General features: G+C 73.9%; 12 protein-coding genes and 1 tRNA gene. 7 read left to right on the top strand and 6 right to left on the bottom strand.

Annotation, left to right across the window (positions count from 1 at the left end):
- Window positions 1-150 precede the first annotated feature (150 nt).
- The 4 genes from ACH436_RS01925 to ACH436_RS01910 form a co-directional block, all read right to left on the bottom strand.
- Window positions 151-609 carry a hypothetical protein gene (locus tag ACH436_RS01925; RefSeq protein WP_430558486.1) on the bottom strand — a complete coding sequence of 153 codons (459 nt, stop codon included), beginning with the start codon at window positions 607-609 and terminating at the stop codon, window positions 151-153.
- 89 nt (window positions 610-698) lie between these two features.
- Window positions 699-775 (bottom strand) — tRNA-Val (locus tag ACH436_RS01920).
- A 66-nt stretch (window positions 776-841) separates the two neighbouring features.
- Window positions 842-1318, bottom strand: coding sequence for a peroxiredoxin (locus ACH436_RS01915; RefSeq protein ID WP_430558485.1), 477 nt, complete (start codon window positions 1316-1318; stop codon window positions 842-844).
- Window positions 1319-1333: 15 nt separating this feature from the next.
- Window positions 1334-1777, bottom strand: a complete 444-nt coding sequence (locus tag ACH436_RS01910) for a DUF3052 domain-containing protein (RefSeq protein ID WP_430558484.1) — start codon at window positions 1775-1777, stop codon at window positions 1334-1336.
- A gap of 370 nt (window positions 1778-2147) precedes the next feature.
- Here ACH436_RS01910 and aceE point away from each other — a divergent pair, with 370 nt between their 5' ends.
- Window positions 2148-4895: a pyruvate dehydrogenase (acetyl-transferring), homodimeric type gene (aceE, locus tag ACH436_RS01905; RefSeq protein ID WP_430558483.1), complete on the top strand. Its 2748-nt coding sequence runs from the start codon at window positions 2148-2150 to the stop codon at window positions 4893-4895.
- Window positions 4896-4975: 80 nt separating this feature from the next.
- Here the strand turns inward: aceE and ACH436_RS01900 are convergent, their stop codons facing one another.
- The gene (locus ACH436_RS01900) at window positions 4976-5650 is read right to left on the bottom strand and encodes a tetratricopeptide repeat protein (RefSeq protein WP_430558482.1); all 675 of its coding nucleotides are present in this window, start codon (window positions 5648-5650) and stop codon (window positions 4976-4978) included.
- Between the two features lie 100 nt (window positions 5651-5750).
- On the opposite strand from ACH436_RS01900, the gene ACH436_RS01895 reads away from it, so the two are divergent.
- The 6 genes from ACH436_RS01895 (at window position 5751) to ACH436_RS01870 (ending at window position 16997) form a co-directional block, all read left to right on the top strand.
- Window positions 5751-6983 (top strand): PucR family transcriptional regulator, encoded by a 1233-nt coding sequence (locus tag ACH436_RS01895; RefSeq protein ID WP_430558481.1) that lies wholly within the window; start codon window positions 5751-5753, stop codon window positions 6981-6983.
- A gap of 134 nt (window positions 6984-7117) precedes the next feature.
- Window positions 7118-8098, top strand: coding sequence for an ACP S-malonyltransferase (locus ACH436_RS01890; protein WP_430558480.1), 981 nt, complete (start codon window positions 7118-7120; stop codon window positions 8096-8098).
- Window positions 8095-9111, top strand: a complete 1017-nt coding sequence (locus ACH436_RS01885; RefSeq protein ID WP_430558479.1) for a beta-ketoacyl-ACP synthase III — start codon at window positions 8095-8097, stop codon at window positions 9109-9111. Before ACH436_RS01890 ends, ACH436_RS01885 begins: the two co-directional genes overlap by 4 nt.
- A 149-nt stretch (window positions 9112-9260) precedes the next feature.
- On the top strand, window positions 9261-9512 hold the full coding sequence (locus ACH436_RS01880; protein WP_079574895.1) for an acyl carrier protein: 252 nt from the start codon (window positions 9261-9263) through the stop codon (window positions 9510-9512).
- Between the two features lie 103 nt (window positions 9513-9615).
- On the top strand, window positions 9616-10869 hold the full coding sequence (locus tag ACH436_RS01875; RefSeq protein ID WP_430558478.1) for a beta-ketoacyl-[acyl-carrier-protein] synthase family protein: 1254 nt from the start codon (window positions 9616-9618) through the stop codon (window positions 10867-10869).
- A gap of 293 nt (window positions 10870-11162) precedes the next feature.
- On the top strand, window positions 11163-16997 hold the full coding sequence (locus ACH436_RS01870; protein ID WP_430558477.1) for a choice-of-anchor G family protein: 5835 nt from the start codon (window positions 11163-11165) through the stop codon (window positions 16995-16997).
- Between the two features lie 105 nt (window positions 16998-17102).
- Here ACH436_RS01870 and ACH436_RS01865 read toward each other — a convergent pair whose 3' ends face one another.
- Window positions 17103-17603, bottom strand: coding sequence for a DUF3145 domain-containing protein (locus ACH436_RS01865; RefSeq protein ID WP_430558476.1), 501 nt, complete (start codon window positions 17601-17603; stop codon window positions 17103-17105).
- Window positions 17604-17675 lie beyond the last annotated feature (72 nt).

Below are 17675 nucleotides of genomic sequence, written 5' to 3'. Positions count from 1 at the left end.
ACGGTTTGGATTCCGGTGCTTGCGGAGTCCGTGGTTGGCGGGCGCAAAGACCCGATCCTCGGCGCCCGGCGCACCATGCCTACCGCCGCTGGGCTGCTGACAGCCAGACGGTCGAGCTCCGCCCCAAAGGGGCCGACCTCACGCTCTTCCTCACGCGCCGTACGCCGCCGATGTGCCCCAACGCATGCGGGGCTTCCAGGGCATCTCCAGCATCGCCGCGAGGACACCGGTCTTGTTGTCCTCCATGACCGTGCCGTCGGGCATCGGGACGCGATACGAGCGCACCCTGCGCCCCGTGCCGACCTCAACTCGTCCGGCCGCTGCAGCATCAATGATCGCGCGCACCACGACCACGCTCTCCAAGGTCCGCGGCAGATCCCACCCCGGGCACCCGTCCAGTCCGACGGCGACGCTGTTGGCGTCGTGCATCAACCAGACCTCCACCGATCCGTCCGTCGCCGAGCTTACGGTGAGGCCCTCGACCCCGCCGTCGACCGTCGGACCTGAGATCTCCGCGCTGTCACCCAGTTCAGTCCGCAGCGCCGACGCCAGCCGGCGTAGCTCCGTCGTCACCTCATCGTTGGGGAGCTCGCCGCCTCCGCGCTTCATGCAGGAATGATGCCGCAAACGGCCCGAGAGCTCAGGATCCCGCCAGCGCGGACTCGACCAGCCTCGGGCGCCAGACGTGACCCCCCTGGTGGTGGGCCCGGAGGGACTCGAACCCCCGACATCCACGGTGTAAGCGTGGCGCTCTGACCAGCTGAGCTACAGGCCCTGGACAGCGGACGAAAGAATACCCGGCGACAGGCGCCCCGCCGGACGCCGCGCGGCCGGCGACGGATCAGATCTCGGCGAGAGCCTCGCGGTAGGCCTCGAGGTCGCGCCGCTGGCCGCGCGGGTTCACGACCGACCACCGCACGATCCCGTCGGCGTCGACGAGGAAGGTGCCGCGCAGGGCGTGACCGCTGGTCGTGTCGAAGACGCCGTAGGCGTCGGCGACGGCGCCGTGCGGCCAGAAGTCGCTGAGCAGGTCGAAGCCGAAGCCCTCCTTCTCGTGCCAGGCCTTCAGCGTGAAGACCGGGTCAGTGGAGACGGCGAGCAGCCGCACCCCGGCCGCCTCGAAGTCCTCGATGTTGTCGCGCAGCTCGCACAGCTCGCCGGTGCAGATGCCCGAGAACGCGAACGGGAAGAACACCAGCAGCACCGGCTCGCCGCGCAGGTCGGCGAGGTGCACGGGGGTGCCGTGCGTGTCGGGCAGCGTGAAGTCGGGCGCGGGGTCGCCCGCACGCCAGCGCACCTCAGGGGCTGGGGTCGTCACCGGCCGGTCACCGCGTCAGCGGCCGCGGCCACGGTTGGCCAGCTTCGTGGCCGACCAGTCGGGCGCCACGGCGAACGTGCTGGTGGCGTGGAGGCCGGCGGTGGTCGCGGCCTCCTGGATCTCGTCGTGGCCGACGTGGCCGTCACGGCCCGGCTTCGGCGTCAGCAGCCAGATGAGGCCGCCGTCGTCGAGCACCGTCAGGACGTCGACGAGCAGGTCCGTGAGGTCGCCGTCGTCGTCCCGCCACCAGGCGATGACGCCGTCGGTCACGTCGTCGTAGTCCTCGTCGACGAGCTCGCCGCCGACCAGGGCCTCGATGTCGGCCCGCAGCGCGGCGTCGACGTCGTCTCCCCACCCGAACTCCTGCACCACCTGGCCGGTGCTGAACCCGAAGCGTGCTGCCGGGGATTCCGCCTGCTTACCCACTTTGGACCTTCGTTCCTCTCCGTCTGACGTCATGCTGAGCTGCGCGGACCGCGCGCGGGCGGTCGTGTCTTGTGTGCGCCAACGTAGTCCACCGGACGCGGCGGCGCCCGGCAACCCCCTTCGCCCGGTCGTTTTGCCAGTACCCGGGGTATCACCTGGAGATCGCCCCGCTCAGGGAGTGATCTCGGCAACATCCACGGGCCCGGCATGACGTAGATCACGGATCCTTGACCGCCCGATGGTGTTCCCCCGGCCCGTCTGGGGACACAATGAGTGATGACCACCCGTTCGTGGTCCGCACCGTCGCGACCACGCGTCGCGGTGCCCCCACGACGGGATGCCTGACACGGACCCGGAACGGCGACCACGTGCCGTCACCGTCCGAAGATGAGAGAGGTTGCTGGTGGCTTCGTACGACGAGACCGGACCGTTGATCAACGGCCTGCTCAGCGCCGTCCCGGACATCGACCCCGCCGAGACCGGCGAGTGGGTCGAGTCGTTCGACGGTCTGATCGACGACAAGGGTGGCCCGCGGGCCCGCTACGTCATGCTGAACCTGCTGCGCCGCGCGCGGGAGCGCAACGTGCACATCCCCGCCACGCTGGCGACGCCCTACGTCAACACCATCGCCGTGCACGACGAGCCGTACTTCCCCGGCGACGAGGCGATGGAGCGGCGCTACCGCTCGTGGATCCGCTGGAACGCGGCCGTCATGGTGACGCGCGCCCAGCGCCCCGAGATCTCCGTGGGCGGCCACATCTCCTCCTACGCGTCGGTGGCGACGCTGTACGAGGTGGGCCTCAACCACTTCTTCCGCGGCAAGGACCACCCCGGCGGCGGCGACCAGGTGTACTTCCAGGGGCACTCCTCCCCCGGCCAGTACGCCCGCAGCTTCCTCGAGGGCCGCATGTCCGCCGAGACGCTCGACGGGTTCCGCCAGGAGAAGTCGCACGCCGGCGGCGGCCTGCCGTCCTACCCGCACCCGCGCATGCTGCCGGACTTCTGGGAATTCCCGACCGTCTCCATGGGCCTCGGCCCGGCGTCGGCGATCTACCAGGCCTGGACCAACAAGTACCTGCACAACCGCGGCATCAAGGACACGAGCCAGCAGGACGTCTGGGCGTTCCTCGGCGACGGCGAGATGGACGAGCCCGAGTCGCGCGGCATGCTGCAGCAGGCGGCGCACCAGCAGCTCGACAACCTGACCTTCGTCGTGAACTGCAACCTGCAGCGCCTCGACGGGCCGGTCCGCGGAAACGGCAAGATCATCCAGGAGCTGGAGGCCCAGTTCAAGGGCGCCGGCTGGAACGTCATCAAGGTCGTCTGGGGCCGCGAGTGGGACGCCCTGCTCAACGCGGACAAGGACCGCGCCCTGGTCAACCTCATGAACGCCACGCCCGACGGCGACTACCAGACGTACCGTGCGGAGTCCGGCGCGTTCATCCGCGAGCACTTCTTCGGCCGCGACCCGCGGACGAAGGCGCTCGTCCAGAACATGACCGACGACGACATCTGGAACATGAAGCGCGGCGGTCACGACTACCGCAAGATCTACGCGGCGTACTCCGCGGCCCGCGCCCACACGGGCCAGCCGACGGTCATCCTCGCGCAGACGGTCAAGGGCTACGCCCTCGGCTCGAGCTTCGCCGGCCGCAACGCCACGCACCAGATGAAGAAGGTCAAGAACTCCGACCTCAAGGCGCTGCGCGACAACCTGCACATCCCGCTGACGGACGAGCAGATCGACGCCGACCCGTACCTGCCCCCGTACTACCACCCGGGCATGGACGACGAGGCCATCCAGTACATGCTGGAGCGCCGCCGCCACCTGGGCGGATTCCTGCCCGAGCGCCGCTCGACGCCGAAGCCGCTGACGCTCCCGGAGCCGAAGACCTACGAGATCCTCAAGAAGGGCTCGGGCACGCAGCACGTCGCCAGTACGATGGCGTTCGTCCGCCTGCTCAAGGACCTCATCAAGGACAAGGAGTTCGGCAAGCGGATCGTGCCGATCATCCCCGACGAGGCCCGCACGTTCGGTCTGGACGCGATCTTCCCCAGCGCCAAGATCTTCAACACGCAGGGGCAGAACTACCTCGCCGTGGACCGTGAGCTCATGCTGAGCTACAAGGAGTCCGAGGCCGGGCAGATCATGCACACCGGCATCAACGAGGCGGGCTCCGCCGCCGCCTTCCAGTCCGTCGGCACGTCGTACGCGACGCACGGCGAGGCCATGGTGCCGGTCTACATCTTCTACTCGATGTTCGGGTTCCAGCGCACCGGCGACCAGTTCTGGGCGGCCGGCGACCAGCTCGCCCGCGGCTTCATCATCGGCGCGACGGCCGGCCGGACCACCCTGACCGGTGAGGGCCTGCAGCACGCCGACGGACACTCGCCGCTCATCGCCGGGACCAACACGGCGATGGTGCAGTACGACCCGGCGTACGGGTACGAGATCCGCCACATCGTGCGCGACGGCATCGAGCGCATGTACGGCGACGGGTCCGACGGCCGTGAGCAGAACGTCATGTACTACCTCACGGTGTACAACGAGCCGATGATCCAGCCGGCCGAGCCGGAGGACGTGGACGTCGACGGCATCCTGCGCGGCATCCACCGGATCGCGACGTCCGACGTCGACGGCCCCAAGGCCCAGCTCCTCGCCTCCGGCGTGGGCGTGCCGTGGGCGCTCGAGGCGCAGCAGCTCCTCGCCGAGGACTGGGGCGTGTCGGCCGACGTGTGGTCGGTGACCTCCTGGAACGAGCTGCGTCGTGACGCGCTCGCCGCGGAGAAGGACGCGCTGGTCGACCCGGCCGCCGAGCCGCGCACGCCGTACGTGACGCAGAAGCTGTCGGGCGCCCAGGGCCCGTTCGTCGCCACCAGCGACTACGACCACCTGGTGCCGGACCAGATCCGCGCCTGGGTGCCGGGCGACTACGCGGTGCTCGGTGCGGACGGCTTCGGCTTCTCCGACACCCGGGCCGCCGCGCGGCGCTACTTCCTCATCGACGGCCCGTCGATGGTCGTGAAGACGCTGCAGCAGCTCGCCCGTCGCGGCGAGGTCCCGGCCGACGTCGTCGCGAAGGCGGTCGAGAAGTACCGCCTGCGTGACGTCAACGCCGGCACGTCCGGCGTCGCCGGCGGCGACAGCTGACGCCGAGGTGACGCACGAGGAAGCCCCCGTCCGCCGGTCCGGCGGTCGGGGGCTTCCTGCTGTCGCGGCACGCCCGACGGTCAGGTGGGCGAGATCTGCTCCCGGGCGGCGACGACGCGGCCCAGCTCGGCCCGGAGGTCGGCCGTGCCGGGGTGCAGCGCGAGCGACTCGAGGTGCTGGCGCGCCTCGGCGACACGGCCCGCCTCGAGCGCGGCGAGCACGAGCTGCCTGCCCACCTCGGGCGTGTGCTCGCGGGCGCGCCAGTGCCCGATGCCGAGCCCCAGCGCCTCGGTCGGCATGCCGGCCTCGCGCAGGATCGCCAGCCCTTCGGCGAGCGCCTCGCCGCCCGGGTCGCGCTCGGCCGCGGTGGCGAGCCGGCGGGCGGCGCCCTCCGGGTCGTCGGTCACGGAGAGACGCCCGAGCTCGAGCAGGGGGCGCCACCCGCGCGGGTGCCCGGCCAGCTCCTCCGCGAGCGACCACACCGCGAGGTCCGCGGCACGCTGCTGCTCCGCCTCGTCCGCCGGGGCCGTGAGCGGGTCCTCGGCGTTGGGCGACTCGGCCGCGCGCCGGCGCACGATCTCCGCCAGGGCGTGGAAGGCCTGCGCGTCGTTCGGGTCGTCGGTGAGGATCGCCCGCAGGGCGTCCTCCGGCACCGTGTCCCTGGGCTCCTGCGCGGGCGACGGCCTGCGGGCCGCCACCGTCGAGGCGGAGAACGGCCGGCGCAGCAGCTGCCGGAGCCGGGGCATGAGGGCCATGGGACCGACACTATCCAAAGACTCCCGTCGCGGCTGGGGCCCCGCTCCGACGACCCGGACGTTTGTGCACTCCCCACAACCGCGCCCGTATCCTCGACCCATGACGAGCAGCGGCGCCCCGACCTCCACGACCGACGGGACCGACGTCCCCGAGGACGGCACGGACGGTGCCCCCGTCTCCCGGGGCGAGAACGTGCAGCGCGTGCGCGAGGGCATGGGACTGCTCACCTCGACCGCGATGCGCCGGCTCGAGGAGGAGGTGCACTGGTACCGGCAGCTGCCGGCCGAGGACCGGTCGTACGTGGCGCTGGTGGCGCAGTCCGGCATCAACGCGTTCGTGAGCTGGTTCGCCGAGCCCACCCCCACCCCGCACGGCGTGGGCGAGATGTTCGCCGCCGCGCCCCCCGAGCTCACGCGCTCCATCTCCCTGCAGCACACGCTGCAGCTGGTGCGCCTCATGGTGGACGTCGTGGAGCAGCACTCCGACGAGATCGCGGCCCCCGGGTACGAGCGCGAGCTGCGGGAGGCGGTGCTGCGGTACTCGCGCGAGATCGCCTTCTCGGCCGCGGAGGTGTACGCCCGCGCCGCCGAGGTGCGCGGCGCCTGGGACGCCCGGCTCGAGGCCCTGGTCGTGGACGCGCTGGTGCGCGGAGACGGTGACGACTCGCTGCGCTCGCGCGTCTCGGCGCTCGGCTGGAGCGGGCGCGGGCAGGCGCTCGTCGTCGTCGGCGAGGCGACGACCCGGCTCGACGACGTCCGCACGGCCGAGCTGCGCCGCCTCGCCCGCCGCGCCGCGGGCGACGCGCTGGTGGGCATCCACGGGGACCGCCTGGTGCTCGTGCTGGGCGGCGAGGGCGACCTGGTCGCCGCCGCCACGTCCCTGCTGGACCGGTTCGGGCCGGGACCGGTCGTCATCGGTGGCGTCGTGCCCGACGTCTCGGACGCCGCCGCCTCGGCCGCCGCCGCCCTCGCGGGGCTGGCCGCCGCACCCGCCTGGCCGCAGGCCCCGCGCCCCGTCCTGGCCGACGAGATCCTCCCGGAGCGCGTGCTCACCGGCGACGTCACCGCGCGCCGCACCCTCGTGGCCCAGGCGTACCGGCCCCTGCAGGAGGCGTCCGGCTCCGTCCTCGAGACGCTCTCGGCATACCTGGGCACCGGCCGCTCGCTGGAGGCCGCCGCGCGGCGCCTGTACGTGCACCCGAACACCGTGCGCTACCGGCTGCGCAAGGTCTCGGAGATCACCGGCTGGGACCCGCTCGACGCGCGCGAGTCGTTCGTCCTCCAGATCGCCCTGGCCCTCGGGCAGCTCGAGGGCGACCCGGGCGTCGGCTGAGCGTGGCGGGGCGCCGTCCCGGCGCGCGCGACGCACACGGCACGGCCCCCTTGGAGGATTCCCACAATCGCCTTCCGCGAGGTTCGTGCGCGTCGCGACGACGCACCCCCGGCGCGGGGTGACACCGTGGGCACGTGCTCGCCGTCGTCTGCCCTGGACAGGGCTCTCAGACCCCCGGGATGCTCAGCCCCTGGCTGGAGCTGCCCGGCACCGCCGACCTGCTCGACCCCTTCTCGGCCGCCGCCGGGACCGACCTCGCCCAGCACGGGACGACGTCGGACGCGGACACGATCCGCGACACCGCCGTGGCCCAGCCGCTGATCGTCTCGTCGTCGCTGCTCGCCCTGCGCGCCATCCTCGACGGGCGTCCCACGACCGAGGTCGTGGACGTCACCGCCGGGCACTCGGTCGGCGAGCTCAGCGCCGCGGCCGTCGCGGGCGCGCTCGACGACGCCGGCGCGGTCGGCCTGGTCTCGCACCGCGCCCGCGCGATGGCGGAGGCCGCCGCGGCGGCGCCGTCCGGCATGAGCGCCGTCGTCGGCGGCGACCCCGACGAGGTCCTGGCCTCGATCGAGGCCGCGGGCCTGTTCCCGGCCAACGTCAACGGCGGCGGCCAGGTCGTCGCCGCCGGCGACCTCGAGCGCCTGTCCGCGCTGGCCGCCGACCCGCCGACCCGTGCCCGGGTCATCCCGCTGCAGGTCGCGGGCGCGTTCCACACCCCGTTCATGGAGACGGCGCGGGTCGCGTTCGAGCAGGTCGCGACCGGCTGGCTCGCCACCGACCCGCGCCTGCCCCTGCTCTCGGACGCCGACGGCGCGTCCTACGACGCGCTCGCCGCCGGCTCCCACGGGCACGGCACCGCCGCGGACGTCCTCGCGCGGCTGACCGCGCAGGTCACCGCGCCGGTGCGGTGGGACCTGTGCCAGGCGACCCTCGCCGAGCGGGGCGTCACCGGCATCCTCGAGCTCGCCCCGGGCGGCGTCCTCACCGGCCTGGCCAAGCGCGCGCTCAAGGGCGTCGAGTCGGTCGCGGTGAAGTCCCCCGACGACATCGAGGCGGCGCGCGACCTCATCGCGCGCCACTCCGTCGTGGGCGGCGCGGAGGCGTCCGCGTGACGACCACGGGGCGCCGCGCGCTCCGCCAGGCCGAGCCGGTCCGCTTCTCGCGGATCCTCGCGATCGCGGGCGAGCGGGGCGAGCGCGTCGTGACGAACGACGACGTCGCCGGCCCGATCGACTCCTCCGACGAGTGGATCCGGCAGCGCACGGGCATCGTGACGCGCCGGTACGCGCGCCCGGACGTCGACGTGCTCGACCTCGCCGAGGCGGCGGCACGCAAGGCGCTCGACTCCGCCGGCCTGACCGGCGCGGACGTGGACGTGGTGATCCTGTCCACGGTGACGTACTTCCACCAGACGCCGGCGGGCGCCGCCGTCCTCGCCGACCGCCTGGGCGCCACCCCGGCCGCGGCCTACGACGTCTCGGCCGCCTGCGCCGGCTACGCGTACGGGATCGGCCAGGCCGACGCGCTCGTGCGCTCCGGCGCGGCCCGGCACGTGCTGGTGATCGGCGCCGAGAAGATGTCCGACTTCGTCGACCCGACGGACCGCTCCATCTCGTTCCTGCTGGGCGACGGCGCGGGTGCTGCGGTCGTCGGGCCCTCGGACACCCCGGGCATCGGCCCGACGGTCTGGGGCTCGGACGGCGCGAAGTCGCAGGCCATCACGCAGACACGCGCCTGGTCGGACCTGCGGGAGGACCCGACGGCCGGCTGGCCGACGCTGCGCCAGGACGGCCCGACCGTGTTCAAGTGGGCCGGCTTCCAGATGGCGCCGATCGCCGCGAAGGCGATGGCGGAGGCGGGCGTCGAGCCGGAGGACCTCCAGGTCTTCGTGCCGCACCAGGCGAACATGCGCATCATCGACCAGCTCGTCAAGCAGCTGCGCCTGCCCGAGAGCGTCGTCGTCGCGCGCGACATCGCCGACACCGGCAACACGTCCGCCGCGTCGATCCCGCTCGCGACCGAGCGGCTGCTCGCCGAGGGGCAGGCCCGCTCCGGCGACCTGGCCCTGCAGATCGGCTTCGGCGCGGGCCTCGTCTACGCGGCCCAGGTCGTGGTGCTGCCCTAGCCTCAGCTGCGACCCCGGCGCACCGGTCGCGCGAGCGACCACGTGATCACCCCGGGGTCGTGACCGACCCCCGTGGTGCGGGACAATCGCACCGCAACACCCCACGGTGCCGGACGGCCGGTACCCCGTTTCAAGGAGAGACGCACCCCATGGCTTACACCTCCCAGGAGATCCTCGAGGGCCTCGCCGAGATCGTCGCCGAGGAGACCGGTCTGCCCACGGACGCGGTCGTGTCGGAGAAGTCGTTCACGGACGACCTCGACATCGACTCGCTGTCGATGATGACGATCGTGACCCACGCCGAGGACAAGTTCGGTGTCCGCATCCCCGACGACGAGGTCAAGAACCTCACCACGGTCGGCGACGCCGTCTCGTACATCGAGGGTGCGCAGGCCGCGTGACGCCGCGGGGCGCCCGCCCCGTCGCGCGGGCGGGCCGGTGACCCCGGCCCGCCCGGCATCCTGAACCACCCGTACCCGCTCTCACCTCAGGAGTGACCCACCCATGACTGCCGCACCCGCCTCGCGCGACGTCGTCGTCACCGGCCTCGGCGCCACCACCCCTCTCGGTGGCGACGCCCCCAGCACCTGGGCTGCCGCCCTCGCGGGAGAGTCGGGCGCGCGCACCCTCGACAACGACTGGTCGGAGAAGTACGGGATCCCCGTCACCTTCGCCGCCACCATCAAGGTCACCCCCGACCAGGTCCTCTCGCGGCCCGAGACCAAGCGGATGGACCCGTCCACGCAGTACGCGATGGTCGCCGCCCGCGAGGCGTGGCAGGACGCCGGTGCGCCCGAGGTCGACGGCGAGCGGCTCGGGGCCGTGGTGTCGTCCGGCATCGGCGGGATCTGGACCACGCTGGACGGCTGGGACACCCTCAAGGAGCGCGGCGCGCGCCGCATGCTCCCGATGACGGTGCCGATGCTCATGCCCAACTCCCCCGCCGCGTACGTGTCGCTCGAGCTCGGCGCCAAGGCCGGGGCCCACGCGCTGGTGTCCGCCTGCGCGTCGGGCGCCGAGGCCATCGGCTACGGCGTCGACATGATCCGCGCCGGCCGCGCCGACGTCGTCGTCTGCGGCGGCACCGAGGCGACCATCCACCCGATGCCGATCGCCGCGTTCGCCGCCTCCCGCACGCTGTCCCTGCGCAACGACGACCCGCAGGGCGCCTCACGCCCCTACGACGTCGACCGCGACGGCTTCGTCATCGGCGAGGGCGCCGCGATCGTGGTGCTGGAGAGCGCGGAGCACGCGGCCGCCCGCGGGGCGCGCGTGTACGCGAAGATCGCCGGCGTCGGGCTGTCCGCCGACGCCTACCACATCACCTCCCCGGACCCCGAGGGCACCGGTCAGGTCTCCGCCATGCGCCGGTCGCTCCAGGACGCGGGCGTCACCTCCCAGGACGTCGTGCACGTCAACGCGCACGCCACGTCGACCAAGGTCGGCGACCTCACGGAGACCGCGTCGATCCGCACCCTCATGGGCGGCGAGGCCGACCACGTGCGGCTCTCGGCCACCAAGTCGATGACCGGCCACCTGCTGGGCGGCGCCGGGGCCCTCGAGACGCTCTTCACCGTCAAGGCGGTGCACGAGCGCCTCGCCCCGCCCACGATCAACGTCGCGAACCCCGACCCCGAGCTCCAGGTGCCCCTGGTGCGCGACACGCCGGAGAAGCTGCCCGACGGCGACATCGTGGCGCTGAACAACTCGTTCGGCTTCGGCGGGCACAACGTCGCGCTGACCGTCACGAACGCCTGAGTCGCCCCGTCTACCCCTCTCACGCGGTTCGCCTGACCTGTCGGTGATGCCGGGAGATTTCACCCGGCGGATCTTCCCTCTCGGGGTGCCCGCATGACCCGGGCAACTTAGGTTGGCGCCCGAGGCCACCAACGGAGGTGTGCCGCAGTCGAGGTCCAAGGGGGAGACCAGTGGCACGTGCGCGCCGTCATGCGAGGCAGGGTCGATCGACAGCTCGTGCGGCCGGGGCGGCTCCCCCGCCCCGGCCCGGACGGCACGCCCGCCACCACACGCTGCGGAACCTCACCGCCGGGGTGACCTCCGCCGCCGTGCTCGGGGCGCTCGCCTTCGCGGGCGCCCCGAGCGCGTCGGCCGCCCCGACCGACGTGTCCGAGGCGCTCGGCAAGTTCCTCGGCGGCGACGTCGTGCTGGGGAACGTCGACCTCGACGCCCTGGCCGAGATCGCGGGGGCGGACGCCGCCTACCCGTCGGGCACGTCGCCCGAGACGAACCCGCTCTCCGCGGACGTGCTGAGCACCCTCGGGATCGACCTCACGGGCACGCTGCAGCTCTTCGGTCCCGGGGGGATCGTGCAGCTGGGCGCCGTGAACCAGTACGCCGCCGCGGACGCGGACGGCTCGGCCGCCGCGTCGGGGGCCGTCAGCGACCAGGGCGCCATCTCCGTCGGCGGCTCGGAGGAGTTCCCCGCCGACGCCACGGTCTCGCTCACGCCGCTGGTCCCCGCGGAGCTGCAGGGCTCGACGGTCTCCCAGCTCGACCTCTCCCTCGGCGCCCTCTCGGCCACGGCCGAGGCCTCGCCGGGGACCGCGACGGGCGACTACCAGATCGCCGGAGCCACGATCGACCTGACCAGCCCGCTCGTCGGCGGGGTCTACACCCAGCTCCAGGACGCCATCGCGCCGGTGCAGACGTCCCTGGACGGCCTGTCGGGCACCCTGACCAGCGCCGTGGAGGGCACGTTCGGCCTCCTCGACGCCTCGCCGCTCACCCAGGCGACCGCCGCCGTGGACGTGACCGTGCCCGACCTGAGCACGGTGCTCCCGTCGGGGTTCGTCGGCGACGGCGCGGTCCAGGTGAACCTGCAGACCGGCCAGGTGGCCGTCGACCTCGAGCAGCTGCTCGCCGACGACCCCGACCTGCCCGACCTCAACGACCTCCCGCCCAACGCCGAGATCCTCGACGGCGCCGTCGTCGCGGCCATCTCGGACGCCGTGACCAGCACCCTCACCTCGATAGTGCAGGACGTCGCCGACGGCGTCCGCACGGCCGTGGAGAGCGCGGGGGTCTCCCTCGACGTGGAGGTCGGTGCCCGGCTGCTGCCCACCGGCCCGTACGCGGACGTCCTGGCCATCTCCCTGGACGCCCCGCTCTCGGCCATCGACGACGGGACGGCGACGGCGAGCGTCGACGTGCTCGGCACCCAGGCGCTCCTCGACGTCGTCCTGGGCGTGCTCGGCACGTCGACGGACGCACTGGCCGGCACCATCGTCAACGCCCTGCTGGCGCCGGTGGGCGCCGTGTTCTCGCTGGTCGACGCCCTCGAGACCACGCTCGACGGCATCACCGGCCCGCTCGCGACCGAGGTGGTCGGCCCGGTGCTCGACGTCCTGACCGGTGTGGTCTCCCTCACCGGCAACGTGCAGGAGCAGCCCGGCGACCTGCCCGCGCAGGACCCGTCCGGGGTCGAGTCGTTCACCGAGCGCGCGCTGTCGCTCCGCCTGCTGTCGCTCGGCACGGGTGAGGACCTCGCGACCGTGAACCTCGCGTCTGCCACCGTCCGCGCCGCGCAGGCGCCGACGATCGCCGTCGACCCGGCCACGGTCCAGGCCGGTGCGCAGACCAGCGTCTCGGGCACGGGCTTCGCGCCCGACACCGACCTGACCGTGCAGCTCACCGACGCGGACGGTGAGCCGGTCGGCGCCCCGGTCCCCGTGACGACCGACGACGCCGGCGCCTTCACCGTCCCGCTGCCGGTCGCCGCGGGCACCGATCCCGGCGCCTACACCGTCACGGCCGCAGGCGACCCCTCCGGCGTCACGCCGACGGCGCCGCTCGCCGTGACCGCGGCCCCGAGCATCGCCGCCGACCCGGGCACCGTCCCGGCGGGCGGCACGACCACCGTGACGGGCGAGAACTTCACCCCGGGCGGCGAGGTCACCGTCCAGCTCACCGACGCGGGCGGCGACCCCGTCGGGGAACCGGTCACCACCACGGCCGGCGACGACGGCACCATCGAGGTCGACCTGCCCACCGACGCCACCACCACCCCGGGGGACCTCACGGTGGTCGCGACCGACACGAGCACCGGCGCCACGGCGGACGCACCGCTGGTCGTCACCGTCGCACCGGCGCTCGCCCTCTCCCCCACGACCGTCATGCCGGGCGGCAGCACCACCGCCACCGGCTCCGGGTTCACCCCGGGCGGCTCCGTCACCGTGCAGCTCACGGACGACGCCGGCGACCCGGTGGGCGAGCCGGTCACCGTCCCCGCCGGGGAGGACGGGTCGTTCACCACGCCGGTGACGGTCCCGGAGGGCACGGCCCCGGGCGACCACACGGTGGTCGCGACGGACGTCACCGGGGCGGCCGCCCAGGCCGACCTCGTCGTGGTCGTCCCGACCGTGGAGGTCGACCCGGGCACCGTGCCCGCGGGCGGCACCACCACGGTCACCGGCGACGGGTTCACCCCCGGCTCCGAGGTCACCGTCCAGCTCACCGACGCGAACGGTGACCCGGTCGCCGAGCCCGTCACCACCACGGCCGGCGACGACGGCGCCATCGAGGTCGACCTGCCGACCGACCCCGGCACGACCCCGGGCGACTACACCGTCGTGGCGACGGACCCCGCCGGTCTCACGGCGGAGGCTCCGCTCGAGGTGACCGCCGCGCCGACGATCGCCGTCGACCCGGGCACCGTCCCTGCCGGCGGCTCCACCACCGTCACCGGCGACGGCTTCACCCCCGGCTCCGAGGTCACCGTCCAGCTCACCGACACGAACGGCGACCCCGTCGGGGAGCCGGTCACCACCACGGCCGGCGACGACGGCACCATCGAGGTCGACGTCACCGTCCCGGCCGACGCCACCCCGGGCGACCACACGGTCGTCGCGACGGACGTGTCGGGCGCCACGGCGGAGGAGCCCCTGGAGGTCACTGCCGCGCCGACGGTCGCCGTCGACCCGGGCACCGTCCCGGCGGGCGGCACCACCACCGTCACCGGCGACGGGTTCACCCCCGGCTCCGACGTCACCGTCCAGCTGACCGACGCGGGCGGCGACCCGGTCGGCGACCCGGTCACCGTCACCGCCGGGGCCGGCGGGGAGATCACCACTCCGCTGACGGTCCCCGAGGACGCTGCCGCCGGCCCCTACACCGTCGTCGCCACCGACGTCACCGGCGCGACGGCTGACGCAGGGCTCGTCGTGACCGGGGAGCCGGCGATCGAGGCCAACCCCGGCACCGTCCCGGCGGGCGGGAGCACGACCGTCACGGGCGGAGGGTTCACCCCCGGCGCCACGGTCACGGTCCAGCTCACCGACGGCGCCGGCGACCCGGTCGGCGCCCCGGTGTCGGCCATCGCGACGGACGACGGCGTCATCGAGGTCGACCTGCCCACGGACGCCGGTACGACCCCGGGCGACTACACCGTGGTCGCGGAGGACTCCTCCGGCGCCACGGCGGAGGCTCCGCTCGAGGTGACCGCCGCCCCGACGATCGCCGTCGACCCAGGGACGGTCCCCGCCGGCGGCACCACCACCGTCACCGGCGACGGATTCACCCCCGGTTCCGAGGTCACCGTCCAGCTCACCGACACGAACGGCGAGCCGGTCGGCGAGCCCGTGACCACCATCGCGGGCGAGGACGGCACCATCGAGGTCGACGTCACCGTCCCGGCCGACGCCACCCCCGGCGACCTCACCGTGGTCGCCGAGGACTCCACCGGCGCCGCGGCGGAGGCACCTCTCGAGGTGACCGCCGCGCCGACGATCGCCGTCGACCCGGGGACGGTCCCCGCGGGCGGCACCACCACCGTGACTGGCGACGGCTTCACGCCCGGTTCCGAGGTCACCGTCCAGCTCACCGACGCAGACGGTGACCCGGTCGGCGAACCCGTCACCACCACCGCGGGCGAGGACGGCACCATCGAGGTCGACGTCACGGTCCCGGCCGACGCCACGCCGGGCGACCACGCGGTCGTCGCGACGGACGTGTCGGGCGCCACGGCGGAGGAGCCCCTGGAGGTCACTGCCGCGCCGACGGTCGCCGTCGACCCGGGCACCGTGCCCGCCGGCGGCTCCACCACCGTCACCGGCGACGGGTTCACGCCGGGATCAGACGTCGAGCTCCAGCTCACGGACGGTGACGGCGAGCCCATCGGCGACCCCGTCACCGCCACCGCGGGCGAGGACGGCACCATCGAGGTCGCGCTGCCGACGACGGCTGCGACGCCGCCCGGGAGCTACTCGGTCGTGGCATCCGACGTCACCGGCGCCACGGCAGAGGCACCTCTCGAGGTGACCGCCGCCCCGACGATCACCGTCGACCCGGGCACCGTCCCGGCGGGCGGCACCACCACCGTGACCGGCGAGGGGTTCACCCCCGGCTCCGAGGTCACCGTTCAGCTCACGGACGCAAACGGTGACCCGGTCGGCGAGCCCGTGACCACCACCGCGGGCGAGGACGGCGCCATCGAGGTCGACGTCACCGTCCCCGCGGACACCACCCCCGGCGACCTCACCGTCGTCGCCGAGGACTCCACCGGCGCCACGGCGGAGGCACCTCTCGAGGTGACCGCCGCCCCGACCATCGCCGTCGACCCGGGCACCGTGCCCGCCGGCGGCACCACCACCGTCACCGGCGAGGGGTTCACGCCCGGCTCCGAGGTCACCGTCCAGCTCACTGACACGAACGGCGAGCCGGTCGGCGAGCCCGTCACCACCACCGCGGGCGAGGACGGCACCATCGAGGTCGACGTCACCGTCCCCGCGGACACCCCTCCCGGGGAGCTGACCGTCGAGGCGACGGACACCGGCGGGGCCACCGCGGAGGCCCCGCTCGCCGTGGCCGCTCCCGAGCAGCCGACGCTCACCGCCGACCCGGGCAGCGTCCCGGCCGGCGGCTCCACGACGGTCTCGGGCGGCGGGTTCGTGCCGGGGGACGCGGTCACGGTGCAGCTGGAGGACGCCACGGGAGCCCCGGTGGGCGACCCGATCGACGTCACCGTGAACCCTGACGGCACCTTCACCGTCGTCCTCGCCGTACCGGACGACGCCGTGCCCGGCGACCACACCGTCGTGGCGACCGCCTCCGACGGCAGCACCGTGGAGGCGCCGCTGGCCGTCACCGTGGCGGCACCCCAGGAGCCGACGATCGAGGTGGATCCGGGCACGGCCGCCCCGGGAGACACGGTCACCGTCACCTGCGACGGGTTCGGCGACGGGACCGTGAGCGTCCAGCTCGTCGGGCCGGACGGGGAGCCGGTCGGCGACCCGGTCGAGTGCGAGCCCGGCGACGACGGGTCCGGCACGGTCGAGCTGCAGGTGCCCGACGACGCCGAGCCCGGCGACTACACCGTGATCGGCACGGGACCGGGCGGCGCGACCGCCGAGGCCCCGCTGACGGTGACGGAGCCGGGCACCGGGCCCGGCGAGCGAGAGCTGCTCGCCTGGTTCGACGAGGACGAGGTCGGCCGCGGCGCCGTCCAGACGTTCCGGGCCTCCGGCTTCGAGCCGGGCGAGCAGGTGCGCGCGGTCGTCGCGTCCGAGCCGGTGACGCTGCCGGTGACCGTCGCGGACGCCGACGGGGTCGCGACCTGGACGTTCGTGGTCCCCTCGGACTTCGAGCTCGGGATCCACACCGGCACCGCCACGAGCGTCGAGGTGGGCGACTCCGCCGAGTCGACCTTCCGGGTCGTGCTCACGGACGCCGGGCTCGACCCCGAGACCGGCGGCGGTCCCACCACGGGCGGCGGTCCCACGACGGGCGCCGGGCCCACGACGGGCGGCGGCACGTTGCCGCAGACCGGCGCCGGCGACCTGGTCGCGCTGTCGTTCCTCGCGCTGCTCCTCCTCGCGGCCGGCGCGGGCACGGTCGCGGCGACCCGACGGAGGGCGACCACCGAGGGCTGACGCCGGGAACGTCACCGGGATCCGGCCACCGGACGACGACGCCCCCTTCCTCTCGAACCCGAGAGGAAGGGGCGCCGTCGTCGGTACGGAGGGCGTGGTGGGTGCTCAGCCCACGCGGTGCAGCCAGCGCACGGGAGCGCCGGCGCCGGCGTAGCGGAAGGGCTCGAGCTCGTCGTCCCAGGCGGTGCCGAGGGCCAGGTCGAGCGCCTCGCGCACGCCGCGGCCGTCGTGCGCGGACTCCATCGCTGCCCGGACCCGGTCCTCGGGCACGACGACGTTGCCGTGCACGTCCGTCATGGCGTGGAAGATGCCGAGGTCGGGGGTGTGCGACCAGCGCGCGCCGTCGGCGCCGTGGCTCGCCTCCTCCGTCACCTCGTAGCGCAGGTGGTCCCAGCCCCGCAGGGCAGAGGCCAGCCGGGCACCCGTTCCCTGGGCGCCCTGCCACGAGTACTCAGCACGGAACAGGCCGCGTCCCGCCGGCTGGGCAGTCCAGTCCAGCGACACGCGCCCTCCGAGCACGTTGCCCGCCGCCCACTCGAGGTGAGGGCAGAGCGCACGGGGTGCCGAGTGCACGAACAGCACACCGCGGGTGATCGCACCAGCCATGTTGTCCTCCCTGGTTCCGAGGTCCGTCTTCCCCTACGTCCTCGAACCGGTCGGCCTGCTGGTCGGCGAGCT

Origin of the sequence: Isoptericola sp. NPDC019693 (assembly GCF_044389085.1) — a bacterium.
Taxonomy (GTDB): domain Bacteria; phylum Actinomycetota; class Actinomycetes; order Actinomycetales; family Cellulomonadaceae; genus Isoptericola.
Note: the sequence above shows the minus strand (reverse complement) of the source record. Positions and strands in the feature narration are given on the sequence as shown.

Bases quoted from the DNA above. Each gene is read 5' to 3' on its own strand.
- ACH436_RS01900 (WP_430558482.1), bottom strand. From the start codon at position 5,650: ATGGCCCTCATGCCCCGGCTCCGGCAGCTGCTGCGCCGGCCGTTCTCC.
- ACH436_RS01925 (WP_430558486.1), bottom strand. From the start codon at position 609: ATGAAGCGCGGAGGCGGCGAGCTCCCCAACGATGAGGTGACGACGGAG.
- ACH436_RS01875 (WP_430558478.1), top strand. From the start codon at position 9,616: ATGACTGCCGCACCCGCCTCGCGCGACGTCGTCGTCACCGGCCTCGGC.
- ACH436_RS01880 (WP_079574895.1), top strand. From the start codon at position 9,261: ATGGCTTACACCTCCCAGGAGATCCTCGAGGGCCTCGCCGAGATCGTC.
- ACH436_RS01865 (WP_430558476.1), bottom strand. From the start codon at position 17,603: ATGGCTGGTGCGATCACCCGCGGTGTGCTGTTCGTGCACTCGGCACCC.
- ACH436_RS01895 (WP_430558481.1), top strand. From the start codon at position 5,751: ATGACGAGCAGCGGCGCCCCGACCTCCACGACCGACGGGACCGACGTC.
- ACH436_RS01910 (WP_430558484.1), bottom strand. From the start codon at position 1,777: ATGACGTCAGACGGAGAGGAACGAAGGTCCAAAGTGGGTAAGCAGGCG.